The following is a 25,365-nucleotide window of genomic DNA, read 5'->3' as shown; positions in this document are numbered from 1 at the left end:
CTAGCGAATCTCTATCCGCCCCACCCTGCACCCTGCCTCGTCGCGCAGGGACATTTCCGCCGGCTGTTCAAAGTCTGCACAAAGGCGGACGCTGTCGGGCGGCACAAGTTCGACGCGATAGGGTGCGGCGGTAAAGGGATCGGCCAAGCGGGGCGTCATCGGGCAAGCCTCGGTCGGGGTCGGATCGACCACAACCTGCCCCGCCTGTTGCGCCTTGCAGTCGAGCAGCGTCTCGATCTGGGCAAGGTCGTTGTCCCGCGTCCGGTCGCGCTTTTCTGCCCGACCCTGCCCCGGCCCGCCTGTGGCGACCAGCCCCGCCACCAGCACCGTCACGCCAAGCACCGTCAATCCATGGACCGCCCACCGCCTAGCCATCCAGATCCTCGCGATAGCAAGCGGCGACCAGCAGTCCGGTCAGCGCGACCAAGGCCAGCTTGGCCGCAAGGCGCGGCGTCAGGTCGCCCGAAAGAAACGCATGGACGGCGGCCACCACATCGCCCAGCAACACCAGGGCAGCCGCCAGCACCGTGATCGACGCGAAGACCCGGCGGGCCTGCGACCGGCGCCGGGGATCAGAGCCGATGTCGCGACGCGCCATCCGTGCGTCCAGTCCCACGAACAGCGGCAGAAAGGCGATGAGGGCGGCAATGGAAAACCGCATCGACCCGCTGTCGCGCAGTCCCCTGTCCACCAAGTCGGGAAAAACTCGGTCTATTACCTGAAACCCCAGTCCAAGGATATGATAGCAGACCAGCACCAGGGCGATCATCAGCAGGGCGTAAAGCATCGCCTCGCGCGCCGAGACATAGGGCCGTGGGCGCGGCACCGGCGGCAGGTCGCCGCCGGGATCCCAGGCGGACAAGGCCTGGTCGATCTCTGGCCCCGTCCAGCCCGCCTCGCCAAGCGCCGCGCGGATTCGCGCCGCGTCATGGCCGGACGCCAACGCCTCGCGCACGAAATCCGAAAGATGATCGACCGTCGCCACCGTGCCCGCCCCTTTTCCGGGCAGGTTCATGCGCTTTGCTCCAGACTGTCAACGGGGCGGAAAATTTCGCGGGGTTGGGCGATTTTCCTCTTGCACCCCCCGTCGCAGTCCCATAAATCACCGCTCACCGAAGGCGATACGCCATCGGGAACGGATGCGGGCGTAGCTCAGGGGTAGAGCATAACCTTGCCAAGGTTAGGGTCGTGAGTTCGAATCTCATCGCCCGCTCCAAACAAAAAAAGCCGGACCTTCGGGTCTGGCTTTTGTTTTTTCCGGATAAAAAAATTCGCCTGTCGGTTGCAGAATCTGCAATGAGGGTTATGATCGCCCAAAAAGGCTCTGGCCCGATCACCAATGACTCGAAAAAACAACAATAACAGGCCAGAGCTTAAGCAGGCGACCCGGAAACCCCTGACAAAAGCACAAAAAATACGGCCGACTCATTCCTGAGCGTACCGTTAACCATCCGGGTCGCGGCATATTTTGTCGATTATCTTTACACTGTCAAGTTGAGTATGGAGATGGGATGGCCCCGCGCCCTGACCTGCCCCAGCTACTGATTCAGGCCGGGATGGACATCCTGGACGAGGACGGGACCGAAGGGTTGACCCTGCGGCGAATAGCCGCACGGGCGGGCGTGTCCCATGCCGCGCCGGCGCATCATTTCGGCGGGTTGCCGGGGCTGAAGGTCGCGATCGCGACCTGCGGATTCCAGTCCTTCCTGGACCACCTGAATGCCGCGCGCGACGGCATGTCCGACAGCGATCCGTTTCAGCGCCTTCTGGGCGTGAACCTGGCCTATATCCAGTTCGCATCCTCGCGCAGAGGGTTGTTCCGGCTGATGTTCGACCAGTTGTCCACCCAAGACCCCGAGTTGGGCAAGACCGCGCTTGGCAGCTATTTCGTGCTGAAACAGATGTGCGCGCCCTTCGTCCAGGGGCGCCCGGCAGCGGCCCTGGAAACCGCTGTCTGGGGGCTGACGCACGGCTATGCGGCGCTGAACATGGGTCAGCGCCGGCCGCCGAATTCGCCCCTGGAGCTCTCGTCATACGAGGCCGCGTTGCGCCTGCTGATCGGCTGACCGGCGGCGCCACGCGCAGTTTCAGCCGTCCACTCGGATCCGGGCGTTCTGCGGATCATAGGGGCTGTCCTCGGCCACTTCGGCATCCCACAAGTCGCGGAACATGCGGACCTTCAGCCTGGTCCCTGGCGCAGCCAGGTCGGGGCGGACATAGCCCATGCCGATCTGCTTGCCAAAAGCCACCGAATAGCCGCCGGAGGTCAGGCGCCCGACCTTCCGGCCGTCCAGGAAAATCCCCTCGCGCCCCCAGGGATCGGCGTCCTGCGGCCCGTCGATCAGCAGCGTGACGCACATCGACCGGATGCCCTTGTCCTGCATCGCCGCCTTGCCGCGGAAGTCCTTGGACAGATCGACGAAGCGGTCCAGCCCGGCTTCCAACGGCGTCGCGTCGCGGCCCAGTTCCGTGCCGAAGGCGCGATAGGATTTTTCCTGCCGCAGCCAGTTCTGCGCCCGCGCGCCGACCAGCTTCATGCCCAGCGGTTCGCCCGCTTCCATCAGCCGGTCGAACAGGTGGTTCTGCATCTCGATCGGGTGGTGCAGTTCCCAGCCAAGCTCGCCCGTATAGGCGACGCGGATGGCGTTCACCGGCACCATGCCCAGTTCGATCTGCTTGGCCGACAGCCAGGGGAACCGCTTGTTCGACAGCGCGGTTTCCGGCTGAGCGTCCCGGATCAGTTTCGCCAGGATGTCGCGGGATGCAGGCCCGGCCAGGGCAAAGACCCCCCACTGGGTCGTCACGTCCTGGATGCCGACATACCCGCCGCCCGCCGCCATGAAGTCCTGCGCGGATTTCACCAGATGGTCGCCGTCATAGGCCGCCCAGGCCCCGGCCGAGACCAGGTAATAGCTGTCCTCGGCCAGGCGGACGATGGTGTATTCGGTCCGCGTCGTGCCCGCATCGGTCAGCGCATAGGTCAGGTTGATGCGGCCGACCTTGGGCAGCTTGTTGGTCGTCAGCCAGTCCAGGAAGGCGGTCGCGCCCGGCCCCTTGACGGTATGCTTGGCGAATGCCGTGGCGTCGATCAGGCCCGCCGCGTTGCGGATCGCCTCGGCCTCCTCCTTGGCATATTGCCACCAGCCGCCGCGCCGGAAGCTGCGGCTGGCATGGTCGTCAAAGCCCTCGGGCGCGTAATAGTTCGGGCGTTCCCAGCCGTTCACATGGCCGAACTGCGCGCCCCGCGCCTTCTGCCGGTCATAGGCGGGCGAGGTGCGCAGCGGGCGGCAGGCTTCCCGTTCCTCGTCGGGGTGGTGCAGGATGAAGACGTGTTCATAGGCTTCCTCATTCTTGCGGGCGGCGTATTCGGTGGTCATCCAGCCGCCGTAGCGGCGCGGATCCAGGGACGCCATGTCGATCTCGGCCTCGCCCTCGACCATCATCTGGGTCAGGTAATGGCCCACCCCGCCCGCCGCCGTGATGCCGAAGCTGAACCCCTCGGCCAGCCACATGTTGCGCAACCCCGGCGCCGGGCCCACCAGCGGGTTGCCGTCGGGGGTATAGCAGATCGGGCCGTTGAAATCGTCCTTCAGCCCCACCGTCTCTGAACTGGGGATCCGATGGATCATCGACATGTATTCTTCCTCGATCCGTTCCAGGTCCAGCGGGAACAGGTCGGCGCGGAAGCTGTCGGGCACGTCATACAGGAACCGCGCGGGGGCGTTCCTTTCATACGGTCCCAGGATCCAGCCGCCGCGTTCCTCGCGCACATACCATTTCGCGTCGGCATCGCGCAGGACCGGATGTTCGGGATTCCCCTCGGCGCGCCACTTGACCAGGGCCGGGTCGGGTTCGGTGACGATATACTGGTGCTCGACCGGGATCGCGGGGATCTTGATGCCCAGCAGGCGCGCGGTGCGCTGCGCGTGGTTGCCGGTCGCGGTCACGACATGCTCGGCCCGGATCTCGAAGGTCTCGCCGGAACCGACCAGGTTGCCGCCCTTTTCCACCAGCTTTTCGCAGGTGACGATCCATTCGCTGCCGGTCCATTTGTAGGCATTGACCTGAATCTTGCGCTCGATCGCGGCCCCGGCCATGCGCGCGCCCTTGGCCATCGCCTGGGTCACGTCGGCGGGGTTGATATAGCCATCGGTCGGGTGGAACAACGCGCCCTTCAGATCTTCGGTGCGGACCAGGGGCCAGCGGTCCTTGATCTGCCGGGGCGACAGGAATTCATGCTCGATCCCCACCGTCTCGGCGGTGGCGGAATACAGCATGTATTCGTCCATCCGGGCGTCGGTCTGGGCCATGCGCAGGTTGCCGCAGCGCGTGAAGCCCGCGTTCAGGCCGGTCTGGGCTTCCAGTTCGGCATACAGCTTCACCGAATAGTCATGGATATGGGTCGTCGCATAGCCCATGTTGAACAGCGGCAGCAGGCCCGCCGCGTGCCAGGTGGATCCGGCGGTCAGCTCGTCCCGCTCGACCAGCAGGGTTTCCCATCCGGCGCGGGCCAGATGCAGGGCGATGCCGCAGCCGACCGCGCCGCCCCCGACGACAAGAACCTTTACATGCGACTTCATCCGCGCGACTCCCTGGGCTTGTTGTTGCCCTGTTACTGCCACGGCGCGCGCCAAACGGTTCGTTAAGCCCGACCTATAATGGCGAAAAGCGACATGCTGCGACGCAGCACTTGTGCGAATCTGTAGCGGTCCCTTAGGGTGCGCGCCACTGGGGGGATGGGGGACCGGATGCAGATATGCCGTGACAGGCAGGCGATGCGCGACTGGCGGCTGGGCCAGGGCCGCGTGGCCCTGGTGCCCACGATGGGCGCGCTGCATGACGGGCATCTGGCCCTGGTCGCGGCGGCGCGGGCCTGGCTGGAGACGCAGGGGGGCGGCCGGGTCGTGACCTCGATCTTCGTCAATCCCACGCAGTTCGGCCCGAACGAGGATCTGGCGACCTATCCTCGGGACGAGGAAAACGACCTGGCCCTGCTGCGCAAGGCGGGCTGCGACGCGGTGTTCCTGCCGACCGTCGCCGACATCTATCGCCCCGGCGCGCAGACGGTGGTCGAGGTGACGGGCCTGTCCCGGATGCTGATGGGCCGGTTGCGCCCCGGCCATTTCCGGGGGGTGGCGACGGTGGTGACGAAGCTGTTCAACATCGTCCAGCCCCATGCCGCCGCCTTCGGCGAGAAGGATTACCAGCAGCTTGCCGTGATCCGGCGGATGGTCGCGGATCTGGACGTGCCGGTGCAAATCCTGCCCGTGCCCACCGTGCGCGAAGCCGACGGCCTTGCCATGTCGTCGCGCAACCGCCGCCTGTCGCCTGCGCAGCGCGCCGCCGCCCCGGTGCTGGCCCGCGCCCTGGACCGCGCGGCGCGGATGGTGGCCGAGGGCGCCGGCCTGGCCGCCATCCGCGCGGAACTGCGCCGCATGATCCGCGCCGAACCCTTGGCCGAAATCCGGTCCATCGACATCCGCGATGCCGACGACCTGTCGCGCATCGCCTCCATCCAGCGCCCGGTGGCGATCCTGCTGGCCGTCCGCTTCGGCGACGTGCTGCTGATCGACCAGCGGGTCGCGCATCCGAAAGGCTGAACGACACGATGTCCGCCCAAGCCCCCGTCAAGCGCGTCACCGCCCCCCAGATCCTTGCCCGCAAAGGCGCCACCCCCATCGTCGCGCTGACCGCCTATACCGCGCCGCTGGCGGCCAGGGTGGACCCCCATGCCGACATCATCCTGGTCGGCGACAGCCTGGGCATGGTGGTCCACGGCCTGCCCTCCACCATCGGCGTGACGATGGAGATGATGATCCTGCACGGCCAGGCGGTCGTCCGGGGCAGCAGCCGCGCCATGGTGGTGATCGACATGCCCTTCGGCAGCTACGAGGAAAGCCCCCAGCAGGCCTTCCGCAACGCCGCCCGGATCATGGGCGAAACCGGCTGCGGCGCGGTCAAGCTGGAAGGCGGCAGCCGCATGGCGCCGACGATCCGGTTCCTGACGGAACGCGGCATCCCGGTGATGGGCCATGTCGGGCTGACGCCGCAGCAGACGCATACCTTCGGCGGCTTCAAGACCCAGGGCCGCGAAACGGACAGCTGGGCGGGCCATATCCAGGACGCGGCCGACGTGGCCGAAGCCGGGGCCTTCTCCATCGTCGTCGAAGGCGTGGTCGAGGATCTGGCCGACCGCATCACCGAGGCAGTGGTCGCGCCCACCATCGGCATCGGCGCCTCGGTCCGCTGCGACGGGCAGATCCTGGTGCTGGACGACATGCTGGGCCTGACCGGCCGGGTGCCCCGCTTCGTCCGCAGATTCGCCGATCTGGGGGCGCAGGCGGACCAGGCCATCGCCGATTATGCGGCGGCCGTCCGGGACCGCGGCTTTCCGGGTGACGGGAACGTTTATCGCTGACGGATCATGCGCCGCATGAGCCTTGGTCGCTAGCCCTCGAAATCCGCCGTGCGCGCCAGCCGTGACAGGGCCAGCGGCACCAGCAGCAACAGCGACAGGCCCAGATAGATCACCGAAAAGCCGGTGCGTTCGGCCAGGAAACCAATGGTTCCGGGCGCCAGCAGGATTCCGGAATAGCCCATCGTCGTCACCACCGACAGTCCCACCCCCTGCGCCAGTCCGGGCAGGTTTCCCGCCGCGGAAAAGGCGATCGGCACCATGTTGGCGATGCCGATCCCGGCCAAGCCAAAGCCGATCAGCGCCAGCGGGGGCGATCCCGCCAGGGCCGCCAGCGCCAGTCCCGCCATGGCGATCACCGTGCTGGCCTGCAACGTCCTGACCGCGCCATGCCGCCGCCGGATGGCGTCCCCCAGGAAGCGCATCACCGCCATGGTCCCCGCGCAGGCGGCGAAACCCCAGCCCGCCAGGGCAAGCGAGGCGCCCATTTCCCGTTGCAGGTAAACCGCCGCCCAATCGAGGATCGCACCCTCGGGGATCATCGAGGCCAGCGCCATCACCCCGATCAGATAGGGCAGCGGCGTGCGCGGCAGACGCAGCGGCTGGTGCGCGTGCCCGCCTTCCGGGCCGTCGCGCAGCAGCCGGGGAAAAGCCAGGGCCAGGATCGCGGCGACGATCCCCGTCACCACGACAGCATGGGCCAGCTCGCCCATCGCCTGGATGCCCAGGCCGCCAGCCCCTGCCCCCGCCAGGCCGCCCAGCGACCAGAACCCGTGGCAGGACGACATGATCGCCCGCCGTCGCGCGCGCTCGACCGCCACGGCATTGGCGTTCATCGCCACGTCCATGGCGCCGATCAGCCCGCCGAAGACCAGCACCGTCGCCGCCACCGCCCACACCGTCGGCGCAAGCGAAATCCAGATCAGGCTTGGCGCGAACAGCACCGCCGCCAGCCTGACCGCCCAGGCCGACCCGCGCCGCGCCACCAGGGCGCCAAAGACCGGCATCAGACAGATCGACCCGACGCCCAGCGACAGGACCAGCAGCCCCGCCACCGATTCGCCGATCCCCAGCCGCGCCATCATCGCAGGCAGCTTCGGGGCCCAGCTTCCGACCACCAGCCCATTCGCAAAGAACAGCGCGGACACTGCCCAACGCGCCCCGATCCCGACAGCAGCCGTCATCCCGATCCCATCTTCTGTGCGAAAATATCCCGGGGGAGTCCCCGGCACGGGGACGGGGGCAGCGCCCCCACCCTTACAGCATCGACGGCACGACCAGATCCGGGGGACGGTGGCCGTCGGCAAAGGTCTTGATGTTGATGATGACCTTCTCGCCCATCTCGGCGCGGCCCTCGACCGTGGCCGATCCCATATGCGGCAGCAGCACCACGTTGGGCAACTCGCGCAGGCGGGGGTTGATCTCGTGCCCGTGTTCGAACACGTCCAGGCCCGCGCCCGCGATTTCCTTGGCGCGCAGCATCCGCGTCAGCGCGTTCTCGTCGATCACCTCGCCGCGAGAGGTGTTCACCACCACCGCCGAAGGTTTCAGCAGCTTCAGCCGCCGCGCATTGAGCAGATGGAAGGTCGACGGCGTATGCGGGGCGTTCACGCTGATGATGTCCATCCGCGCCAGCATCTGGTCCAGGCTTTCCCAATAGGTGGCCTGCAATTCCTCCTCGATTTCGGGGCGCAGGCGGCGTCGGTTGTGGTAATGGACCTGCATGCCAAAGACATTGGCCCGCCGGGCGACCGCCTGGCCGATCCGGCCCATGCCCAGGATCCCCAGGCGGCGCCCGCCGACGCGGCCGCCCAGATGCGCGGTCGGCGCCCATCCGGCCCACCGGCCCGCCTGCATCTCTGCCATGCCTTCCGGGATGCGCCGCGTGACGCCCAGGATCAGCGCCATCACCATGTCGGCCGTATCCTCGGTCACGACGCCGGGGGTGTTGCTGACCAGGATGCCGCGCTGCCGGGCGGAATGCACGTCGATGTGATCGACACCCGCGCCGTAATTGGCGATCAGCTTCAACCGCTCTCCGGCCTGGGCCAGCATGTTGGCGTCGATATGGTCGGTGACGGTCGGGACCAGCACATCCGCCCCGCGCATCGCCGCCGCCAGGTCGTCGCGCGACATCTTGGCGTCGTCCTCGCGCAGCACCACGTCGAACAGTTCCTTCATGCGCGTCTCGACCGCCTCGGGCAGGCGGCGCGTCACGACGATGCGCAGTTTCTGGCGCGAGGGTTGCGGGCTGTGCATGATGGCCTCACTTTCTCGATGTCATGTCGGGGCGGCCTTTCAAACTGGCGCCGCTTTTGGCAAACTGCCCGCGATATGGGGCAGGCACAAGACCCCATCGGGGACGCTGCGCGGCCTCGGCAGAGGGCAGAAAGGGCCGCCGCAAGGCGGTCGGCAGGAACGGACGGGATCATGAGGACAGGCAGGCTTTTCGGTGGCGCGGCGCTGGCTTTCGCAGCATCGGCGGGGCTGGCGCTGGCGCAGACGGCCGTCGTGCCGCAATCGGCCGATGCACGGATCGTCCGCGTCCAGGACCAGGGCCAGGCCGGAACGCGCGGCCCGGTCACGAACCTGCCCGTCCCCCGCTATGTCAGCCTGAAGGGGTCCGAGGGCAATGCCCGCCGCGGCCCCAGCCTGTCGCACCGGATCGACTGGGTGTTCCGCCATGCCGGGATGCCGCTGCGGGTCGTCGCCGAATTCGGCCACTGGCGCCGGGTCGAGGACAAGGACGGCGCCGGCGGCTGGGTCCATTATGCGCTGCTGTCGGGCGTGCGCACCGCGCTTGTGACGCAGGACATGGTGGAACTGCGCAACCGCCCCAACCCGGACGCCGACATCGTCGCGCGCGCCGAGATGGGCGCCATCGTCCGGCTGGGCGAATGCAACCCCGGCTGGTGCCGCATTTCCGGCGGCGGGCAGCGGGGCTGGGTGCCCAAGACCTCGATCTGGGGCGTGGACCCGGACGAGGTGCGGGACTAGGCCAGCCCACGTCCGCGCAGCAAGGCGTCCACCCCGGGCATCCGCTGGCGGAAGGCCAGCCACAGTTGATCCGCCGGGGCCGAGCCGCCCTTGGACAGGATCGTCTCCTCCAGCCGCCGCGCGGTCGCCGGGTCGAAGATGTCGCCGGTCTCCTGGAAGGCGGCGAAGGCGTCGGCGTCCATCACCTCGGACCACATATAGCTGTAATAGCCGCTGGCATAGCTGTCGCCGCTGAAGACATGGCTGAAATGCGGCGTGGCGTGGCGCATCGGGATCGCGGCGGGCGCGTCCAGGTCCGCCAAAGCCCGGCCCTGGGCGGCCAGGGGATCGGCGGGCGGGTCGCCCCGGTGGAAGGCCAGATCCACAAGCGCGCTTTCCAGGTATTCGGTCGTGGAAAACCCCGCATCCGCCTTGCCCGCCGCCAGCAGCCGGTCGCGCAGGTCGGCGGGCAGCGGTTCCCCGGTTTGGTAATGCCGCGCATGGGCGTCCAGCACGGCGGGCTGTTCCAGCCAGTGTTCGTAAAGCTGGCTGGGCAGTTCGACGAAATCCTGCGCCACCGCCGTCCCCGAGATCGACGGCCAGTCCACATCCGACAGGATGTGATGCGTGGCGTGGCCGAACTCGTGGAACAGCGTGCGGGCGTCGTCCCAGGACAGGAAGGCGGGTGCGCCCGATGCCTCGGGCGGGGTGAAATTGCAGACATTGACGACGATGGGACGCTGGCCCGCGCCGATCTTGTGCTGAACTTGCAGCGACGAACACCAGGCCCCCGACCGTTTCGAGGGGCGGGCGAAGTAATCGCCCACGAAGATCGCCATCAGCCTGCCGTCGCGGGTGATCCGCCAGGCGCGGGCGTCGGGCGACCAGAGCGGCGCTTCAAGGGGCTGGAACTCCAGCCGGAACAGGCGGTGCGCGACATCCATCATCGCGCCCAGCATCGCGTCCAGCGTCAGATAGGGCTTGACCTGGTCGGCGTCGAAATCGTGGTCCTGCCGCCGCAGCCGTTCGGCATAATGCCGCCAGTCCCAGGGTTCCAGGGCGCCGTTCACACCGTCGTCGCGCAGCATGGCGGTCAGCCGGGCTTCGTCCGCCGAAGCGCGGGCGCGGGCGGGTTCCCAGACCTGGCTCAGCAATTCGGCCACGCGGTCGGCGCTGCCCGCCATTTCGGGTTCCAGCTTGTAGGCGGCGAAATCGGCATAGCCCAGCAGCCGGGCGCGTTCGTGGCGCAGGGCCAGGATCTCGGCCACCAAGGGCAGGTTGTCGGTCGCGGCGCCGCCCGCGCCCTGCCCCGAGCCGCGCGCGGTCCAGGCCCGGAACGCCACCTCGCGCAGCGCCCGGTCACCCGCATGTTCCAGGAACGGCACGATCAGAGATCGGTTCAGCGTCACGATCTGCCCGTTCAGCCCCCTCGCCTTGGCCGCCGCGCGCAGGGACGCGATCAGCCAGTCGGGCAGCCCCGCCAGCCGGTCGTCGGGGATCGGCAAGACATAATCGCGTTCATCGGCCAGCACGTTCTGGGAAAACTGCGTGGTCAACACGGCCATCCGGGCGCGGATTTCGGCCATGCGGTCGCGCGCCGCGCCGTCAAGCCCGGCGCCGGATCGGGTCAGGCCGCGCAGCGCCAGTTCGGTGATGCGCCGGTCCTCAGGCGGCAGGTGGTCGGCCGTTTCCGCCACCGCCCTGACGCGGGCATAAAGGCGGGGGTCCATGCCGGTCTTGCTGTTATAGGCGGCAAGACGCGGGGCGAAGTCGCGTTGCAGCGCCTCTCTCGCGGGGTTCGAATCGACATTCGCCAGCGTATAGAAGATCGACAGGACGCGGTTCAGCCCGTCCTCGGCCGTTTCCATCGCGGCGACGGTATTGGCAAAGCTGGGCGGTTCGGGATTGGCGGCGATCGCCTCCATCGCGGCTTCGGCGGCGGCCAGTTCGCGGTCGAAGGCGGGGGCGAAGTCGTCGTCCGCGATCAGATCGAACCGGGGCAACCCCTCGGGGCCGGTCCAGCGGGTCAGTTCGGGGTTCATGGCGCCTCCTTGGTTGCAACGAACCTAAGGGGCAGAGGCGCCGCCTTCCAGACCCGATCCGCAGACCGGGCAATCCGCCCGCCGCGCGGTGCCGATCATGCGGCTTTCGCCGTAAAGCCCGTCGAAGATCAGCATCCGCCCGCGCAGGCCCTGCCCGGCGCCGGTCAGGTGCTTGACCGCCTCCATCGCCATCAGGCTGCCGACGACGCCCGGAAGGGGGCCGATCACGCCGGCCTCGGCGCAGGGCGGGGCAAGGCCGGGCGCGGGGGCGGTGGGGAACAGGCAGGCCAGGCGCGGGCCGCCGCGCGCCGGGTCTTCAATCGTGACCTGCCCTTCCCATTGCGCGATGGCCCCGGCGATCAGCGGCACGCCCGCCGCGACGCAGGCACGGTTGATGGCCTCGCGCGCGGCGAAGCTGTCGGTGCCGTCCAGGACCAGATCGTGTTCGGCAACCAGTTCCACGTCATCCGCCGCGATCCGGCGCGGCAGGGGTGTCGCCTGCACATGCGGGTTCAGGGCGCGCATCGCGGCGGTGGCGGCCTGGGCTTTGCCCTGCCCCTGCTGGTCGCTGCGAAAGATCACCTGGCGTTGCAGGTTGGACAGGCTGACCCTGTCGTCATCGGCCACCGTGATCCGCCCCACACCCGCCGCCGCAAGATACAGGCAGACCGGCGCCCCCAACCCCCCGGCGCCCACCACCAGCACCCGCGCGTCGCGCAGGCGCATCTGGCCCGGCCCGCCGATCTCTCGCAGCACCAGATGGCGGGCATAGCGGTCCAGCTCGGCATCGCTGACCGCAGGCGGCGCAGGGACAGGCGGTGGGGACGCGGCTTGGTCAACCGGCAGAGCGCGCGCCCGCAGCCAGGAGAGTCCCGCGCGATAGGCCAGGATCAGCGCCGCAAGCCCGCCCGCGACCAGCCAGCCGCGCGCCGATCCGCCGAACAGGCCGATCCCGGCCAGATGCGACAGCACGATCCCCGCCCAGGCCAGCGCCAGCACCGCCAGCAGCCAGCGGCGCGGCAGGCCGAAGACCCAGCCCCCTGCGGCAATCGCCGCCAGCAGCCAGACCCCCGTCACCGGATCACGCCCCGGTCGAGCCGAAGCCGCCCGCCGCCCGCGCCGTTTCCCGGCTGAAACTGTCCACCACCGTGAAGGCGGGCCGCAGCACCGGGACGAAGATCATCTGCGCGATCCGCTCGCCCGGCTGGACGGTGATGGGGGGGCTTCCGGCAGGGTTGCGGTTCCAAGTGCTGATGAGGATCTCGCCCGTGTAATCCGGGTCGATCAGCCCGGTCGAATTGCCCAGCACCAGCCCGCGCTTGTGCCCCTGCCCCGACCGGGGAAGGATCAGCCCGGCAAAGGAGAAATCGCCGAAGGACAGCGCGATCCCGGCGCTGATCAGCACGGCCGGCGCCTGGGGGGCGATTTCCAGCGGTTCGTCCACGCAGGCGAACAGATCCACCGCCGCCGATCCCGCCGTCTGGTAATCGGGGATCCCCCAGTCGCGAATCCGCGGGTCCAGTATCCTGACTTCCATGACGCCCCCTTTCTTCCGGGTCCGCCATAGCGGATGCGGGTCAGACCTGCCAGCGCGGCTTGCGCTTGTCGAAGAAGGCCGCGATGCCTTCCGGGGCCTCGTCCCCTTCCCAGACGGCGACAAGGCGGTCGATGCTGTCCTCGATCACGGCCTGGTCGATGCGCGGGCCAAGGGCGCGGCATTGCGCCTTGGCCGCCGCCACCGCGCCGGGGGCTGCCAGCAGGAAGGGCGCGACCTCGGCTTCCACCGCCGCGTCCAGATCGCCGGGGGCGACCGCGCGGGCGGCAAGGTTCAGCGCCACCGCCTCGTCCGCGTCAAACAGCCGGGCCGAGAAGAACACCCGCCGGGCCTTGTCCTCTCCCATCCGGGCCAGGACATAGGGGCCGATGGTGGCGGGGATCAGGCCCAGCTTCACCTCGGTCAGGCCGAAGCGCGCGGCATCAGCGGCAATGGCGATGTCGGCCACCGCCATCATGCCCACGCCGCCGCCGAAGGCATTGCCGTGGACCCGTGCGATCAGCGGCTTGGGCAGCAGGTTCAGCGCCGACAGCATCCCCGCCAGCACGCGCGCGCCCGCCCTGCGGGTGTTCGCATCGGCGTCCATCTGCGCGCGCATCCAGGCCAGGTCGCCGCCCGCGCAGAAGCTGGTGCCTTCGCCCGCCAGCACGACGACACGCACCGCCGGATCGACGCCGAGTTGCGCGGCAGCCTGGGTCAGTTCCTCCATCATTCTCTGTGACAGGGCGTTGTGCTTGTCGGGGCGCGCCAGCCACAGGGTCGCAACCCCTCGCGGGTCCGTGTCGATGCGGATCGTTTCAAACATGGGCCGTCCCCCTGAGGCTGCGGGCGAAGGCGGCGGCCTTGTCGATCATCGCCATGTCCAGCCCATGCACATATCCCCGCGCGGCCAGATGCGCGGCGACCTTTTCCGTGGCGACATTGCCCGCCGCGCCCGGCGCATAGGGGCAGCCGCCCAAGCCCCCCACGGCGGCGTCGAAGACCCGCAGCCCGCGCGCCAGGCTGGCGTCGATATTCTGCAAGGCCCGGCCCGCCGTGTCGTGGTAATGCCCTGCCAGCCGGTCGGCGGGCAGTTCATCAAGCACGGCGGCCAGCATGGCGTCGACGGTCTCGGGGCGGCCCTGGCCGATGGTGTCGCCCAGGCTGATCTCATAGCAGCCCATGTCGCGCAGCGCCGCCGCCACGCGGGCGACATGGGCGGGGGGGGTGGGACCATCGAAGGGGCAGTCCGTCACCACGCTGACATAGCCGCGAACCGGGATGCCGTCATCCCGCGCCGCCGCCGCGACCGGAGCCAGCCGTTCCAGGCTTTCGGCGATGGTGGCGTTCAGGTTGGCGCGGCTGAACCCTTCCGAGGCGCTGGCGAAGATCGCCACCTCGCTGGCGCGCGCGGCCCTGGCACCCTCATAGCCCTTCATGTTCGGGGTCAGCACGGCATAGCGGACGCCCTGCGCGCGGGTAATGCCCGCCATGACCTGCGCCGCGTCGCCCATCTGCGGCACCCATTTCGGGGACACGAAGCTGGTGACTTCTATGCGTCGGAAACCGGCCTGCGACAGCAGGTCGACCAGGGCGATCTTGTCCGCCGCCGGGATCAGGCGCTTTTCGTTCTGGAGGCCGTCGCGCGGCCCCATTTCGAAGATTTCAACGGTGTCAGGCATCGGGAAGCTCGTAGAAATCGCGTTCGTAAAGCTGCGGCTCGCCTTCCTGCGGCAGAGCGCGCTGAAAGGCGGGGCGCCCGGTGCAGCGGTCGGCATAGGCTTGCAGCGCGGGCGTCAGCCGGGTGAAGCGGCCCGCCGTCCAGACCGACCAGCCCACGGCGCAGTCCACGCCCGAAAATCCCTGCCCCATCAGCCAGTCCTGGCTCTCGACCGCCTGTTCCACCAGCCGCAGCGCGCGGGCCAGGCGCGCGGTTTCCAGCTTCATCACGGTCAGCGACCGCGTGGCAGGATCGCGCAACATCAAATGGCTTTGCGTCAGGTTGGCGATATGCTGGCCGATGGTTTCGGCGAAATGCAGCCAGTCGAGCCAGCCCAATCGCCCCTCGGCCCCCGGCGCGCGCCACAGTTGCGGGCCGCGCGTTTCGCACAGGTATTCGACCATGGCGCCGGATTCGTGGATCACGCTGCCGTCGATCTGCAAGGCGGGGGCGCGGCCAACCGGATGGATGGCCGCGTATTCGGCGGCGCGCATGTCCTTGCCGCGCAGGTCCATCACGCGCAGGGTGAAGGGCAGGTCCAATTCGTTCAGCAGCCACAGGATGCGCATCGACCGCGACAGGGGGACGTGCCACAGGATGATCTCGGCCGTGGTGTCCTTGACCGGGCCGCCCTGTGCCGGGGGCGGCGCGTCGGTAGGGGTGGGATCAGGCATCCTCGTCCTCCAGCCGGATCAGGGGGGCGCCGGCTTCGACCTGGTCGCCCGCATTGGCCAGCACCTCGGCCACCACGCCGTCGCGGGCGGCTGTCAGGCTGTGTTCCATCTTCATCGCCTCCAGCACGGCCAGCCGGTCGCCCGCCTTCACAGCCTGGCCCGCCTCGACATGGACGGATTTCACCAGCCCCGGCATGGGCGACAGGGTCAGCGCCGCCCCTGCCCCGGCATCCGCCTGCCGGTCCAGCGGATCAAGCGGCACCAGATGCAGGCTGCCCGCGCCGAAGGTGCTGACGCCCGCCTCATGCGCGGTGATGCGGTGGCGGCAGAGGGCGCCGTCCACCCACCAGCGGTCGCCCTGCCAGCGGACATCAAGCGGCTGGCCGTCCAGCGTGACCCGCGCGGCGCCGGGGCCAAGCACCTCCAGCACGGCCTGGCCGCCCTGCCACGCCACGGTGCGGCGCAGGGGCTGCCACAGGGTCATGCCGCCCTTGACGGCCGGATCGGCCAGCCCCGCAAGTCCGATCACCGCCAGAGCGCGCGCGGCCGCATCGGGCCCCGAGGCCGCCACCAGCGCATCCAGATCGCGACCGATCAGGCCGGTATCGACCTGGCCCGCGCGGAATCCCTGATGCCGGGTCAGGGCGATCAGGAAGTCGATATTGGTGACGGTGCCCGCAACCTCGGTATCGACCAAGGCGGCCTCGAGCTTGCCCAGGGCGATGGCGCGGGTCTTGCCCCAGGTGACGACCTTGGCGATCATCGGGTCATACCAGGGGCTGATCGTATCGCCCTGCCGGACGCCGGTCTCGTTGCGGGCATCCTCGGCGAATTTCAGATGGGCCAGCCGCCCGGTGGCGGGCAGGAAACCGGCGGGCACGTCCTCGGCATACAGCCGCGCCTCGAAGGCGTGGCCGTGGATGGCCAGACCCTGTTGCCGGGCGGGCAGCCCCTCGCCACTGGCGACGCGTAGCTGCCATTCGACCAGATCGACGCCGGTAATGGCCTCGGTCACGGGGTGTTCGACTTGCAGGCGGGTGTTCATCTCCATGAACCAGAAGCCGTCGGGGCGCAGGCCGCGGCTGCCATCCACAATGAACTCGATGGTGCCCGCGCCGGAATAGCCGATGGCTTCGGCGGCCCGGACCGCCGCGTCGCCCATCGCGGCGCGCATGTCGGCGGTCATGCCAGGGGCCGGGGCTTCCTCGATCACCTTCTGGTGGCGGCGTTGCAGGGAACAGTCGCGTTCGAACAGGTGGACGGCGCGGGTGCCGTCGCCGAAGACCTGGACCTCGATATGGCGGGGCTGCTGGATGTATTTCTCGACCAGCACGGCGGGGTTGCCGAAGGCGGTCGCGGCCTCGCCCTGCGCGGATTGCAGGGCGGCGGCGAAATCGGCCGGGCGTTCGACAAGGCGCATTCCCTTGCCGCCGCCGCCCGCCACGGCCTTGATGAGGACGGGATAGCCGATCCGGCCCGCCTGTTCCTCCAGATGGGCGGGATCCTGGTTGTCGCCGTGATAGCCGGGCACCACGGGCACGCCCGCGTCGGCCATCAGCGCCTTGGCCGCGTCCTTCAGCCCCATCTTGCGGATGGCGCTGGCGGACGGCCCGATGAAGACCAGCCCCGCCGCCGTCACTGCATCGACGAAATCGGGGTTTTCCGACAGGAAGCCATAGCCCGGATGAATGGCTTGGGCGCCGGTATCCAGCGCCGCGCGGATTATCGCGTCGCCGCGCAGGTAGCTGTCCTTTGGCGCGGGTCCGCCGATATGGACAGCCTCGTCCGCCATGGCGACATGGCGGGCGGCGCGGTCGGCGTCGGAAAACACCGCGACCGTGCGCACACCCAGCCTGCGGCAGGTGTCGATGACGCGGCAGGCGATCTCGCCCCGGTTGGCGATCAGGATTTTCTGGAACATGGCGGCACCTGCATGTGGCGGGCCAAGCCGGGGGCTTCGCGCCCCCGGACCCCCGCGGGATATTTGGACAAAGGTGAAGGAGCCATCGGTTCTACATCCTGAAGACGCCGAAGCGGGTCGGCTTGATGGGCGCATTCAGGCTGGCGCGCAGGGACAGGGCCAGCACCTCGCGGGTCTTGCGAGGGTCGATGATGCCGTCGTCCCAGAGCCGCGCCGAGGCGTAGAGGGGGTGGGACTGGCGGTCGAACATCTCGATGGTGGGGCGCTTGAATTCGGCCTCTTCCTCGGCCGTCCAGGTGCCGCCCGCGCGTTCGATGCCCTCGCGGCGGACGGTGGCAAGGACGCCCGCCGCCTGTTCCCCGCCCATGACGCTGATGCGCGAGTTGGGCCAGGTCCAGAGGAAGCGCGGCGAATAGGCGCGGCCCGCCATGCCGTAATTGCCTGCCCCGAATGACCCGCCCACCAGCATGGTGATCTTGGGGACATTCGTGGTCGCGACTGCCGTGACCATCTTGGCGCCGTGGCGAGCGATGCCTTCGTTTTCGTATTTCCGGCCCACCATGAAGCCGGTGATGTTTTGCAGGAACACCAGCGGGATCGACCGCTGCGAACAGAGTTCGATGAAATGCGCGCCCTTCTGGGCGGCTTCGCTGAACAGCACGCCGTTGTTGGCGACGATGCCGACGGGGCAGCCCTCGACATGGGCGAAGCCCGTCACCAGCGTTTCGCCGAAGCGGGCCTTGAACTCGTCGAAGCGCGAGCCGTCAACGACGCGGGCGATCACCTCGCGGATGTCATAGGGGGTGCGCAGGTCGGCGGGGACGACGCCCAGGATCTCCTCGGGGTCGAAGGCAGGGGCTTCGGGGGACTGCCAGACGACCGTCTCGGGCAGCCGGCGGTTCAGGTTCCTGATGGCGCGACGGGCCATGGCCAGCGCATGGGCATCATCTTCGGCCAGATAGTCGGCCACGCCCGAGAGCCGGGTGTGGACATCGCCGCCCCCCAGATCCTCGGCCGTCACGACCTCGCCCGTGGCGGCCTTGACCAACGGGGGACCGGCCAGGAAGATCGTGCCCTGGTTGCGCACGATGATCGTCACGTCGGACATGGCCGGGACATAGGCGCCCCCTGCCGTGCAACTGCCCATCACCACGGCGATCTGCGGGATTCCCTTGGCGCTCATCTGCGCCTGGTTGAAGAAGATTCGGCCGAAATGGTCGCGGTCGGGAAAGACTTCGTCCTGGTTGGGCAGGTTGGCGCCGCCCGAATCGACCAGATAGACGCAGGGCAGATGGCATTCCTGGGCGATTTCCTGCGCGCGCAGGTGCTTTTTCACCGACAAGGGATAATAGGTGCCGCCCTTCACGGTGGCGTCGTTGGCCACGACCATCACGTCCTGGCCGTGGACCCGGCCCACGCCCGCGATCACGCCCGCGCCCGGCGCTGCGCCGTCATACAGGCCATGCGCGGCCGTGGCGCCGATTTCCAGGAACGGGCTGCCGGGATCCAGCAGGTTCGCCACCCGCTCGCGCGGCGGCATCTTGCCGCGGCTGGTGTGGCGCTCCATCGCGCGCGGACCGCCCCCGGCGGCGGCGGCAAGGGCCGCGTCGCGGGCGACCTCGATCAGCGCCAAATGCGCCTCGCGGTTGGCGCGGAAGGTGTCCGACGTGGTCAGGGCCGAGGATGTCAGCTTCATGGGCAGGCTTTCCCGACAGGGGCGCGGCGTTTTGCCGCAGCCGAGCTTATGTTCACAGTGGTTTGATCCAGATCATGTTTTCGGCGCCTCGCTGGGTCCATGCCACGCCTTGCAACCTTTGAAGGAGCCGTATGATGAAAACTCTGTGCATTGCTGCCGCAGCCGCGCTGGCGGTCGTCTCTCCGGTGGCCGCGCAGCAGGCGGGGGACTGGACCGTGGGTCTGGGCCTTGCCAATGTGAACCCGAAATCCGACAACGGCACCCTGGCGGGCGGGACGGTTCCGGTCAGTATCGGCGACAATACCCGGCCCTCGGTCACGGTCGAATATTTCATCCGCGACAATATCGGGGTGGAGCTGCTGGGCGCCCTGCCCTTCAAGCATTCGATCAAGTCGAACGGCGCCGAGATCGGCACTGTCAAGCACCTGCCCCCGGTCGTGTCGCTGCAATACCACTTCGACGCCACGCCGCAGTTGAAGCCCTTCGTGGGCGTTGGCGTGAACTTCACCGGCTTCTATGACGCCGAATCCAGGGGCGATCTGGCCGGCAGCGATCTGCGCGTGAAGAACAGCTGGGGCCTGGCCGCGCATCTGGGCGCCGATTACTGGATCAACGACCGTTCCGCCGTTCGCGCGGATGTCCGCTGGATCGACATCGACGCCGACGTGACGCTGAACGGCGCCGATATCGGCCAGGTCGAGGTGGACCCGGTGGTCGCCGGCGTCAGCTATGTGATGAAGTTCTGATCGGCCGAACCCACGGGACCGATTCTTCCGGCGCGCCTCGCAGTGGGCGCGCCGTTTTGCTGTCCGGGCGCGCGCCATGGTCATGGTTGCCGCATGGCGCGCAGTTCCAGCGCGCGGCGCGCGGTTTGGCGCATCCGGCAATCCGCGCTGGCGATGGTGCGCATCGAGCCGCCGTCCCAGCGGTCATAGGCCAGAGTGCATTCGGCATCGCGGAAGGCGATCCAGGCGCGCTGCGCGGCCAGAAGCGTATCCGTCAGTCCCCGAGTCTGGCTGAAATGCGCGCGGGTCTCGGCATATTCGCGGTTCAGGATCTCGTCCCAGGCGTCATGCTCGGCCATCAGGCAGGCGCTGATGCCCAGGGTCGTCTCGCCGTCGGGCGCGGTCTGGCACAGTTTCGCGGCCAGGCCGATGCAGTCGGTTTGGGTCTCTCGCGGCGGGGTCTGGGCCAGGCAGGCCTCGACCACAGCCGAATCCAGCGGGACCGAGGCGGGCTGTGACAAGGCGGCGGCGGGAACGGCCAAGGCCAGGATCAGGGCGGGCGCGGCAGTTCGCATGGCCTATTCCTCCGGCTCCCAGGCGCGCAGGCGGAAATATTGCTGTGCGGTCAGGTGCAGGCTGCAATCGACGCCTGCCGGACCGGCGCCGGTGCCGCCGCCCCAGCGGCTGCCCTCGTACGAGCAGGCCGAATCGCGGAACGCGATCCAGTCGCGCTGCATCCGGCGCAGCAGCGGCTCCTGCTTTTCGGCGGCCGATCCCAGTTCCGCCATCTCGGCATCGGCGGCCTTGGCGGCTTCCAGCACGCGGGCATAGCTGTCGTTCAGCTTTTTGTCCCAGACGGCCAATTCCTCGGACAGGCAATAGGACATGGCCACGGTGCTGTATCCGTTCGGGCTGTCGATGCAGGGGCCTGACGCCGCGCCGACGCAAGCCATGGGATCGGGCGCGTCGGAACCCGATTTCCGGGCATCGTCCAGGCAGGCGTCGATCAGCCCGGCGTCGAAGGGCGGCCGTTCGGGTTCATCCTGCGCCCAGGCGGGAGACGCCGCCAGCAGCGCCACGGCCAGCCAACGCATCAGACCAGCCCCATCAACTCGCGCCCGATCAGCATCCGGCGGATTTCGCTGGTGCCCGCGCCGATCTCCATCAGCTTGGCGTCGCGGAACAACCGGCTGACCACGCTGTCGTTCAGGAAGCCCGCCCCGCCAAGCGCCTGCACCGCCTGATGGGCCTGCACCATCGCCTGTTCGCTGGCGTAAAGCACCGCACCCGCCGCGTCCTGCCGCGTCACCTTGCCCGCGTCGCAGGCCTTCGCCACCTCGTAGACATAGGCGCGGGCGGTGTTCAGCGCGACATACATGTCGGCGATCTTGGCCTGCATCAGCTGGAAATTCCCGATCGGCTGGCCGAACTGCTTGCGGTCGCGGATGTAAGGCATCACCTCGTCCAGACAGGCAGCCATGATGCCGGTGCCGATGCCCGACAGCACCAGCCGTTCGTAATCCAGCCCCGACATCAGCACGCGGACGCCCCGGCCTTCCTCGCCCAGGACATTCTCGAACGGGACTTCGCAATTCTCGAAGATCAGCTCGCCCGTGTTCGATCCGCGCATCCCCAGCTTGTCGAAATGGGGCGAGGTCGAAAATCCCGCCATGCCGCGTTCGACGATGAAGGCGGTGATGCCCTTGCTGCCCGCATCCGGGTCGGTCTTGGCATAGACGACCAGGGTCTGCGCGTCGGGCGCATTGGTGATCCAGTATTTGCTGCCGTTCAGCACATAGCGGTCGTTCTTCTTCTCCGCCCGCAGCTTCATGCCCACGACATCGCTGCCCGCGCCTTCCTCGGACATCGCCAGGGCGCCCACGGCCTTGCCGCTGCACAGGTCGGGCAGGTATCTGCGGCGCTGTTCGTCGGTGCCGTTCAGCTTGATCTGGTTCACGCACAGGTTCGAATGCGCCCCGTAGGACAGGCTGACCGAGGCGCTGGCCCGCGCGATCTCCTCGGTCGCGACGACATGGGCCAGATAGCCCATGCCCGCGCCGCCGAAGTCTTCGGGGACGGTGATGCCCAGCAGGCCCAGATCGCCCATCTCGGTCCACAATTCGTTCGGGAAGGCGTTGGTCCGGTCAACCTCGGCCGCGATGGGCTTCACGCGGTCCTGCGCCCAGCGATGCACCATGTCGCGCAGCGCGTTCACATCCTCGCCCAGATCGAATTCCATCCCCCGCGTGAACATCGGCAATCCCCCCACCCGATTTATTGAACGACCGTTCATTTCCGATATAGACCGTCCGCCCCCCGGCCGTCAAGGCAAAGCCTGCGCCGGAAGGGCGGGCCGGTCAACATCCGGCCTCAGCGGGATTGGCGCACCGCGACCGACTGCGTCAGCAATTCGGTTCCGGTGAAGGTCGTCAGGAACGCCACGTCCACGGCGTCGCGGCCCACGGCGATCAGCGCCATCTGGTCGGCGGTCGCCATGCCGGTCGGGTCGATCAGGTGCCAGGTGCCGTCCAGATAGACCTCGGCGACGGCATGGAAATCCGGCGGCTCGACCCCCGGCGCGAAGACGCTGGCAAGGCGGGCTGGGATCTGCGCGGCGCGGCACAGCGCGATCATCAGATGGGCGTAATCGCGACAGACTCCGCGCCGTTCCAGAAAGGTATCGGCCGCCGTGGTGTTCGAATCGCTGACGCCCGAGACATAATCCAGGCGCTGTTCGATCCAATCGCGAATCGCCAGAACCTTGGCGCCGCCCTGGCTGTCGCCGAACCGCTGCTGCGCGAAGGGCACGAAGCGTTCCGCCGGGCAGTATCGCGACGGCAGAAGATAGCGCAGCGCGTCGCCCGGCATTTCGTCCACCTCGGCCGCGGACATGCGTTCGAAGACCGGACAGGGCCGCGTCACGACCACATCGGCGGAATAGGTGCAGTGCAGATCCTCGGCCGTGCGGATGATGATCTTTTCGCCGATCCCCTCCTCGCCCGGAATGCGGGCCAGGTGCTTGACGGGACCGAAGTCGATGGCCGCGTTGCTGATTTCCTGGCCGAAGGCCCCGGCGGCCTCGACCGCCAGGATCGCCGGCCCAGGGGTCGTGAATTTATAGTGAAGTTCGACTTCGATCCTGATCCGCATCGCATCCGCCTTGTTGCCACCGCACCGAACGATGGCCGGGCCGGATCGGATCCGTGCGGGCGGAAAGATCGCTATTTCCGCCGCATCGCCTCGGCCAGGGCTGCGCCGAAACCGCCCGGACTGCTGCTTTTCGGGGCAGAACTGGCCGACCGTGGCCCCGCCTTGGCCTGGGTCTTCGACGCGGGCTTCGCGGCGTCGGCGCCGCTGCGCATGGTCAGGCCGATGCGCTTGCGGGGCACATCGATTTCGGTCACGCGCACCCGGACCACATCGCCGACCTTCACCACCTCGTTCGGATCCTTGACGAAGCGGTCGGCAAGCTGGCTGACATGGACCAGCCCGTCCTGATGGACGCCGATATCCACGAAGGCCCCGAAGGCCGCGACATTGGTGACGGTGCCCTCCAAGGCCATGCCGGGCTTGAGGTCGGTGATCTCCTCGACCCCGTCGGCGAAGCTGGCGGTGACGAAGCCTGGGCGCGGGTCACGGCCGGGTTTTTCCAGTTCAGCCAGGATGTCGCGGATGGTCGGCAAGCCGAAATGCTCGTCCACGAACTGTTCGGCGCGGATCCCCCTCAGCGCCGCCCCGTCGCCCATGATCGCGCGGATGTCGCGTCCGCAGGCGGCGACGATCTTGCGCGCCACGCCGTAGGCCTCGGGGTGGACGGCCGAGGCGTCCAGCGGCTCCTTGCCGCCCCGGATGCGCAGGAAGCCCGCGCATTGCTCGAACGCCCGCGGCCCCAGGCCGGTGACCTTTTTCAACGCCGCGCGCGACGGGAAGGCGCCGTTCTGATCGCGCCAGGCGACGATGTTCTGGGCCAGCGACGGCCCCAGCCCCGCGACATGGGCCAGCAGCGGGGCCGAGGCCATGTTCAGGTCCACGCCGACCGCGTTCACCGCATCCTCGACCACAGCTTCCAGCGTCCGGGCCAGTTGCCGCTGGTCCACGTCGTGCTGATACTGCCCGACGCCGATGGATTCGGGCGGCACCTTGACCAGTTCGGCCAGCGGATCCTGCAAACGCCGCGCGATCGAGACCGCGCCGCGCAGCGACACGTCAAGCTGCGGAAACTCTTTCGCGGCCAGTTCAGACGCCGAATAGACCGAGGCCCCGGCCTCGCTGACCACCACCTTGGTCGGCACGCGGGCGCCCTTGGGCAGGCGCTTCAGCACCTCGGCCACCAGCCGCTCGGTTTCCCGGCTGGCGGTGCCGTTGCCGATGGCGATCAGGTCCACGCCATGCTTCGCGATCAGCGCCAGCAGCACGGCTTCGGACCCGCGCAGGTCGTTATTCGGCTGGAAGGGATAGATCGTCGCGGTGTCCAGCAACTTGCCGGTGGCATCGACCACGGCGACCTTGCAGCCGGTGCGGATCCCTGGATCGACCCCCAGCGTCACCCGCGGCCCGGCGGGCGCGGCCAGCAGCAGGTCGCGCAGGTTGCGGCCGAAAACGCGGATCGCCTCGTCATGGGCGCGTTTGCGCAGTTCGGACATCAGGTCGATATACATGGTGTTCGACAGCCTGACCCGCCAGGTCCAGCCCGCCACCTGCCGCAGCCACTGGTCGCCCGGCTGGTCGCCCAGGGGGCCGATGGCCCGCGCGACGATCCCCTCGGCCCGCTGGGCGCCGGTCTCGGGATCGGGCGCGATATCGATGGTGACGATCTCTTCCTTGGCCGCGCGCAGGATCGCAAGCGCCCGGTGCGAGGGGATCGCCGACCATCTTTCGCGGTGGTCGAAATAGTCGCTGAACTTGGCGCCCGCCTGTTCCTTGCCCGCGATCAGCCGGGCGGCGATGAACGCCTCGGCCCGCATGAAATCGCGCAGCGATCCCAGCAGGGCGGCGTTTTCCGACAGTTCCTCGACCAGGATGTCGCGCGCGCCGTCCAGCGCGGCCTTCGCATCCGGCACCGCGTCCGAGACAAAGCCCGCCGCCAGCACGGCGGGATCGGCGGCGCGGTCTGCCTGGATCGCGCGCAGCAGCGGCTCCAGCCCGTTTTCCCGCGCGATCATCGCCTTGGTGCGGCGCTTGGGCTTGAAGGGCAGATAGATGTCCTCCAGCGCGGCCTTCGTCTCGGCCCCCGCAATCGCGCGGGCCAGGTCATCGGTCAGCTTGCCCTGGTCGCGGATGGAAGACAGGATCGCCGCCCGCCGCGTTTCCATGTCGCGCAGATAGGCCAGCCGGTCGGACAGGGTGCGCAGCTGCGTGTCGTCCAGCCCGCCCGTCGCCTCTTTCCGATAGCGCGCGACAAAGGGCACCGTCGCGCCCCCGTCCAGCAGGTCCGCCGCCGCCGTCACCTGGCTGGGCGAGGCGCCGATTTCGGCGGCGATGGTGCGGGCGATGCGGGCGGCTGTGTCCATGCGATCCTCCTTGGCCGGAGGATCGTTCTAACCGCCCGCCGCGCCTGCGCCAAGCCCAGGGCGCATGGCTGCTTTGCGCGGAACAAAGGAAAATTCGCCGGGCGCGCCGTTGACAGCATCGCCGCCCGCGCACAGGTGCAGGCGATAGACCA

24 protein-coding genes and 1 tRNA gene are annotated in these 25,365 nt (G+C 68.4%); 7 read left to right on the top strand and 18 right to left on the bottom strand.

The genetic code is table 11. The features are described 5' to 3' along the window. Complete coding sequence (locus PARHAE_RS12040) at nucleotides 1-375, bottom strand: hypothetical protein (RefSeq protein ID WP_126154863.1); 375 nt, start codon at nucleotides 373-375, stop codon at nucleotides 1-3. Next, entirely contained in the window at nucleotides 368-1,015 is a 648-nt protein-coding gene (locus PARHAE_RS12035) for a DUF5671 domain-containing protein (RefSeq protein WP_241232788.1), read from the bottom strand. The genes PARHAE_RS12040 and PARHAE_RS12035 overlap by 8 nt, the downstream gene beginning before the upstream one ends. A gap of 126 nt (nucleotides 1,016-1,141) precedes the next feature. On the opposite strand from PARHAE_RS12035, the gene PARHAE_RS12030 reads away from it, so the two are divergent. From PARHAE_RS12030 to PARHAE_RS12025, 3 genes are all read left to right on the top strand, one after another. After that, nucleotides 1,142-1,216, top strand: a tRNA-Gly gene (locus PARHAE_RS12030). After that, nucleotides 1,189-1,362, top strand: a complete 174-nt coding sequence (locus PARHAE_RS21095) for a hypothetical protein (RefSeq protein ID WP_164555229.1) — start codon at nucleotides 1,189-1,191, stop codon at nucleotides 1,360-1,362. Before PARHAE_RS12030 ends, PARHAE_RS21095 begins: the two co-directional genes overlap by 28 nt. Before the next feature lie 149 nt (nucleotides 1,363-1,511). Next, the gene (locus tag PARHAE_RS12025) at nucleotides 1,512-2,066 is read left to right on the top strand and encodes a TetR/AcrR family transcriptional regulator (RefSeq protein WP_126154862.1); all 555 of its coding nucleotides are present in this window, start codon (nucleotides 1,512-1,514) and stop codon (nucleotides 2,064-2,066) included. Nucleotides 2,067-2,087: 21 nt separating this feature from the next. Here PARHAE_RS12025 and PARHAE_RS12020 read toward each other — a convergent pair whose 3' ends face one another. Continuing rightward, nucleotides 2,088-4,580, bottom strand: a complete 2,493-nt coding sequence (locus PARHAE_RS12020) for a GcvT family protein (RefSeq protein WP_126154861.1) — start codon at nucleotides 4,578-4,580, stop codon at nucleotides 2,088-2,090. A 168-nt stretch (nucleotides 4,581-4,748) separates the two neighbouring features. Between PARHAE_RS12020 and panC the strand changes: the two genes are divergently transcribed. Both panC and panB read left to right on the top strand, forming a co-directional pair. Beyond that, on the top strand, nucleotides 4,749-5,600 hold the full coding sequence (panC, locus tag PARHAE_RS12015) for a pantoate--beta-alanine ligase (RefSeq protein WP_126154860.1): 852 nt from the start codon (nucleotides 4,749-4,751) through the stop codon (nucleotides 5,598-5,600). Nucleotides 5,601-5,608: 8 nt separating this feature from the next. Next, the gene (gene panB / locus PARHAE_RS12010; protein ID WP_126154859.1) at nucleotides 5,609-6,418 is read left to right on the top strand and encodes a 3-methyl-2-oxobutanoate hydroxymethyltransferase; all 810 of its coding nucleotides are present in this window, start codon (nucleotides 5,609-5,611) and stop codon (nucleotides 6,416-6,418) included. A gap of 29 nt (nucleotides 6,419-6,447) precedes the next feature. On the opposite strand, the gene PARHAE_RS12005 is transcribed toward panB, so the two are convergent. Both PARHAE_RS12005 and PARHAE_RS12000 read right to left on the bottom strand, forming a co-directional pair. Next, nucleotides 6,448-7,599 carry an MFS transporter gene (locus tag PARHAE_RS12005; RefSeq protein WP_126154858.1) on the bottom strand — a complete coding sequence of 384 codons (1,152 nt, stop codon included), beginning with the start codon at nucleotides 7,597-7,599 and terminating at the stop codon, nucleotides 6,448-6,450. Between the two features lie 73 nt (nucleotides 7,600-7,672). After that, complete coding sequence (locus tag PARHAE_RS12000; RefSeq protein WP_126154857.1) at nucleotides 7,673-8,674, bottom strand: 2-hydroxyacid dehydrogenase; 1,002 nt, start codon at nucleotides 8,672-8,674, stop codon at nucleotides 7,673-7,675. A 171-nt stretch (nucleotides 8,675-8,845) separates the two neighbouring features. Here PARHAE_RS12000 and PARHAE_RS11995 point away from each other — a divergent pair, with 171 nt between their 5' ends. Next, nucleotides 8,846-9,412 carry an SH3 domain-containing protein gene (locus PARHAE_RS11995; protein WP_126154856.1) on the top strand — a complete coding sequence of 189 codons (567 nt, stop codon included), beginning with the start codon at nucleotides 8,846-8,848 and terminating at the stop codon, nucleotides 9,410-9,412. On the opposite strand, the gene PARHAE_RS11990 is transcribed toward PARHAE_RS11995, so the two are convergent. From PARHAE_RS11990 to PARHAE_RS11955, 8 genes are all read right to left on the bottom strand, one after another. Beyond that, on the bottom strand, nucleotides 9,409-11,433 hold the full coding sequence (locus tag PARHAE_RS11990) for a M3 family metallopeptidase (protein ID WP_126154855.1): 2,025 nt from the start codon (nucleotides 11,431-11,433) through the stop codon (nucleotides 9,409-9,411). The two genes, PARHAE_RS11995 and PARHAE_RS11990, sit on opposite strands and share 4 nt — an antisense overlap. Nucleotides 11,434-11,457: 24 nt before the next feature. Beyond that, nucleotides 11,458-12,510 carry a HesA/MoeB/ThiF family protein gene (locus tag PARHAE_RS11985; protein WP_126154854.1) on the bottom strand — a complete coding sequence of 351 codons (1,053 nt, stop codon included), beginning with the start codon at nucleotides 12,508-12,510 and terminating at the stop codon, nucleotides 11,458-11,460. Nucleotides 12,511-12,514: 4 nt separating this feature from the next. After that, nucleotides 12,515-12,970 (bottom strand): dUTP diphosphatase, encoded by a 456-nt coding sequence (gene dut, locus PARHAE_RS11980; RefSeq protein WP_126154853.1) that lies wholly within the window; start codon nucleotides 12,968-12,970, stop codon nucleotides 12,515-12,517. Between the two features lie 40 nt (nucleotides 12,971-13,010). After that, complete coding sequence (locus tag PARHAE_RS11975) at nucleotides 13,011-13,793, bottom strand: crotonase/enoyl-CoA hydratase family protein (protein ID WP_126154852.1); 783 nt, start codon at nucleotides 13,791-13,793, stop codon at nucleotides 13,011-13,013. Continuing rightward, the gene (locus PARHAE_RS11970) at nucleotides 13,786-14,649 is read right to left on the bottom strand and encodes a hydroxymethylglutaryl-CoA lyase (protein ID WP_126154851.1); all 864 of its coding nucleotides are present in this window, start codon (nucleotides 14,647-14,649) and stop codon (nucleotides 13,786-13,788) included. The genes PARHAE_RS11975 and PARHAE_RS11970 overlap by 8 nt, the downstream gene beginning before the upstream one ends. Continuing rightward, complete coding sequence (locus PARHAE_RS11965; protein ID WP_126154850.1) at nucleotides 14,642-15,361, bottom strand: glutathione S-transferase family protein; 720 nt, start codon at nucleotides 15,359-15,361, stop codon at nucleotides 14,642-14,644. The genes PARHAE_RS11970 and PARHAE_RS11965 overlap by 8 nt, the downstream gene beginning before the upstream one ends. Further along, nucleotides 15,354-17,282, bottom strand: a complete 1,929-nt coding sequence (locus tag PARHAE_RS11960; RefSeq protein WP_126154849.1) for an acetyl-CoA carboxylase biotin carboxylase subunit — start codon at nucleotides 17,280-17,282, stop codon at nucleotides 15,354-15,356. The genes PARHAE_RS11965 and PARHAE_RS11960 overlap by 8 nt, the downstream gene beginning before the upstream one ends. 91 nt (nucleotides 17,283-17,373) lie before the next feature. After that, nucleotides 17,374-18,978: a carboxyl transferase domain-containing protein gene (locus PARHAE_RS11955; RefSeq protein WP_126154848.1), complete on the bottom strand. Its 1,605-nt coding sequence runs from the start codon at nucleotides 18,976-18,978 to the stop codon at nucleotides 17,374-17,376. A gap of 131 nt (nucleotides 18,979-19,109) precedes the next feature. On the opposite strand from PARHAE_RS11955, the gene PARHAE_RS11950 reads away from it, so the two are divergent. Further along, nucleotides 19,110-19,724 carry an OmpW/AlkL family protein gene (locus PARHAE_RS11950; RefSeq protein WP_126154847.1) on the top strand — a complete coding sequence of 205 codons (615 nt, stop codon included), beginning with the start codon at nucleotides 19,110-19,112 and terminating at the stop codon, nucleotides 19,722-19,724. Between the two features lie 80 nt (nucleotides 19,725-19,804). On the opposite strand, the gene PARHAE_RS11945 is transcribed toward PARHAE_RS11950, so the two are convergent. The 5 genes from PARHAE_RS11945 to PARHAE_RS11925 all read right to left on the bottom strand — a co-directional run bounded on the left by PARHAE_RS11945 (nucleotide 19,805) and on the right by PARHAE_RS11925 (nucleotide 25,213). Beyond that, nucleotides 19,805-20,278: a lysozyme inhibitor LprI family protein gene (locus tag PARHAE_RS11945; RefSeq protein WP_126154846.1), complete on the bottom strand. Its 474-nt coding sequence runs from the start codon at nucleotides 20,276-20,278 to the stop codon at nucleotides 19,805-19,807. 3 nt (nucleotides 20,279-20,281) lie between these two features. Beyond that, nucleotides 20,282-20,797: a lysozyme inhibitor LprI family protein gene (locus PARHAE_RS11940; RefSeq protein ID WP_126154845.1), complete on the bottom strand. Its 516-nt coding sequence runs from the start codon at nucleotides 20,795-20,797 to the stop codon at nucleotides 20,282-20,284. After that, the gene (locus PARHAE_RS11935; RefSeq protein ID WP_126154844.1) at nucleotides 20,797-21,957 is read right to left on the bottom strand and encodes an isovaleryl-CoA dehydrogenase; all 1,161 of its coding nucleotides are present in this window, start codon (nucleotides 21,955-21,957) and stop codon (nucleotides 20,797-20,799) included. Before PARHAE_RS11935 ends, PARHAE_RS11940 begins: the two co-directional genes overlap by 1 nt. 116 nt (nucleotides 21,958-22,073) lie before the next feature. Further along, complete coding sequence (locus PARHAE_RS11930; protein ID WP_126154843.1) at nucleotides 22,074-22,853, bottom strand: transglutaminase-like domain-containing protein; 780 nt, start codon at nucleotides 22,851-22,853, stop codon at nucleotides 22,074-22,076. Between the two features lie 71 nt (nucleotides 22,854-22,924). Further along, a complete protein-coding gene (locus PARHAE_RS11925; protein ID WP_126154842.1) occupies nucleotides 22,925-25,213 on the bottom strand; it encodes a Tex family protein in 2,289 nt (762 codons plus the stop codon). Nucleotides 25,214-25,365 lie beyond the last annotated feature (152 nt).

Source organism: Paracoccus haematequi, from assembly GCF_900631945.1.
Taxonomy (GTDB): Bacteria; Pseudomonadota; Alphaproteobacteria; order Rhodobacterales; family Rhodobacteraceae; genus Paracoccus; species Paracoccus haematequi_A.
Note: the sequence above shows the minus strand (reverse complement) of the source record. Positions and strands in the feature narration are given on the sequence as shown.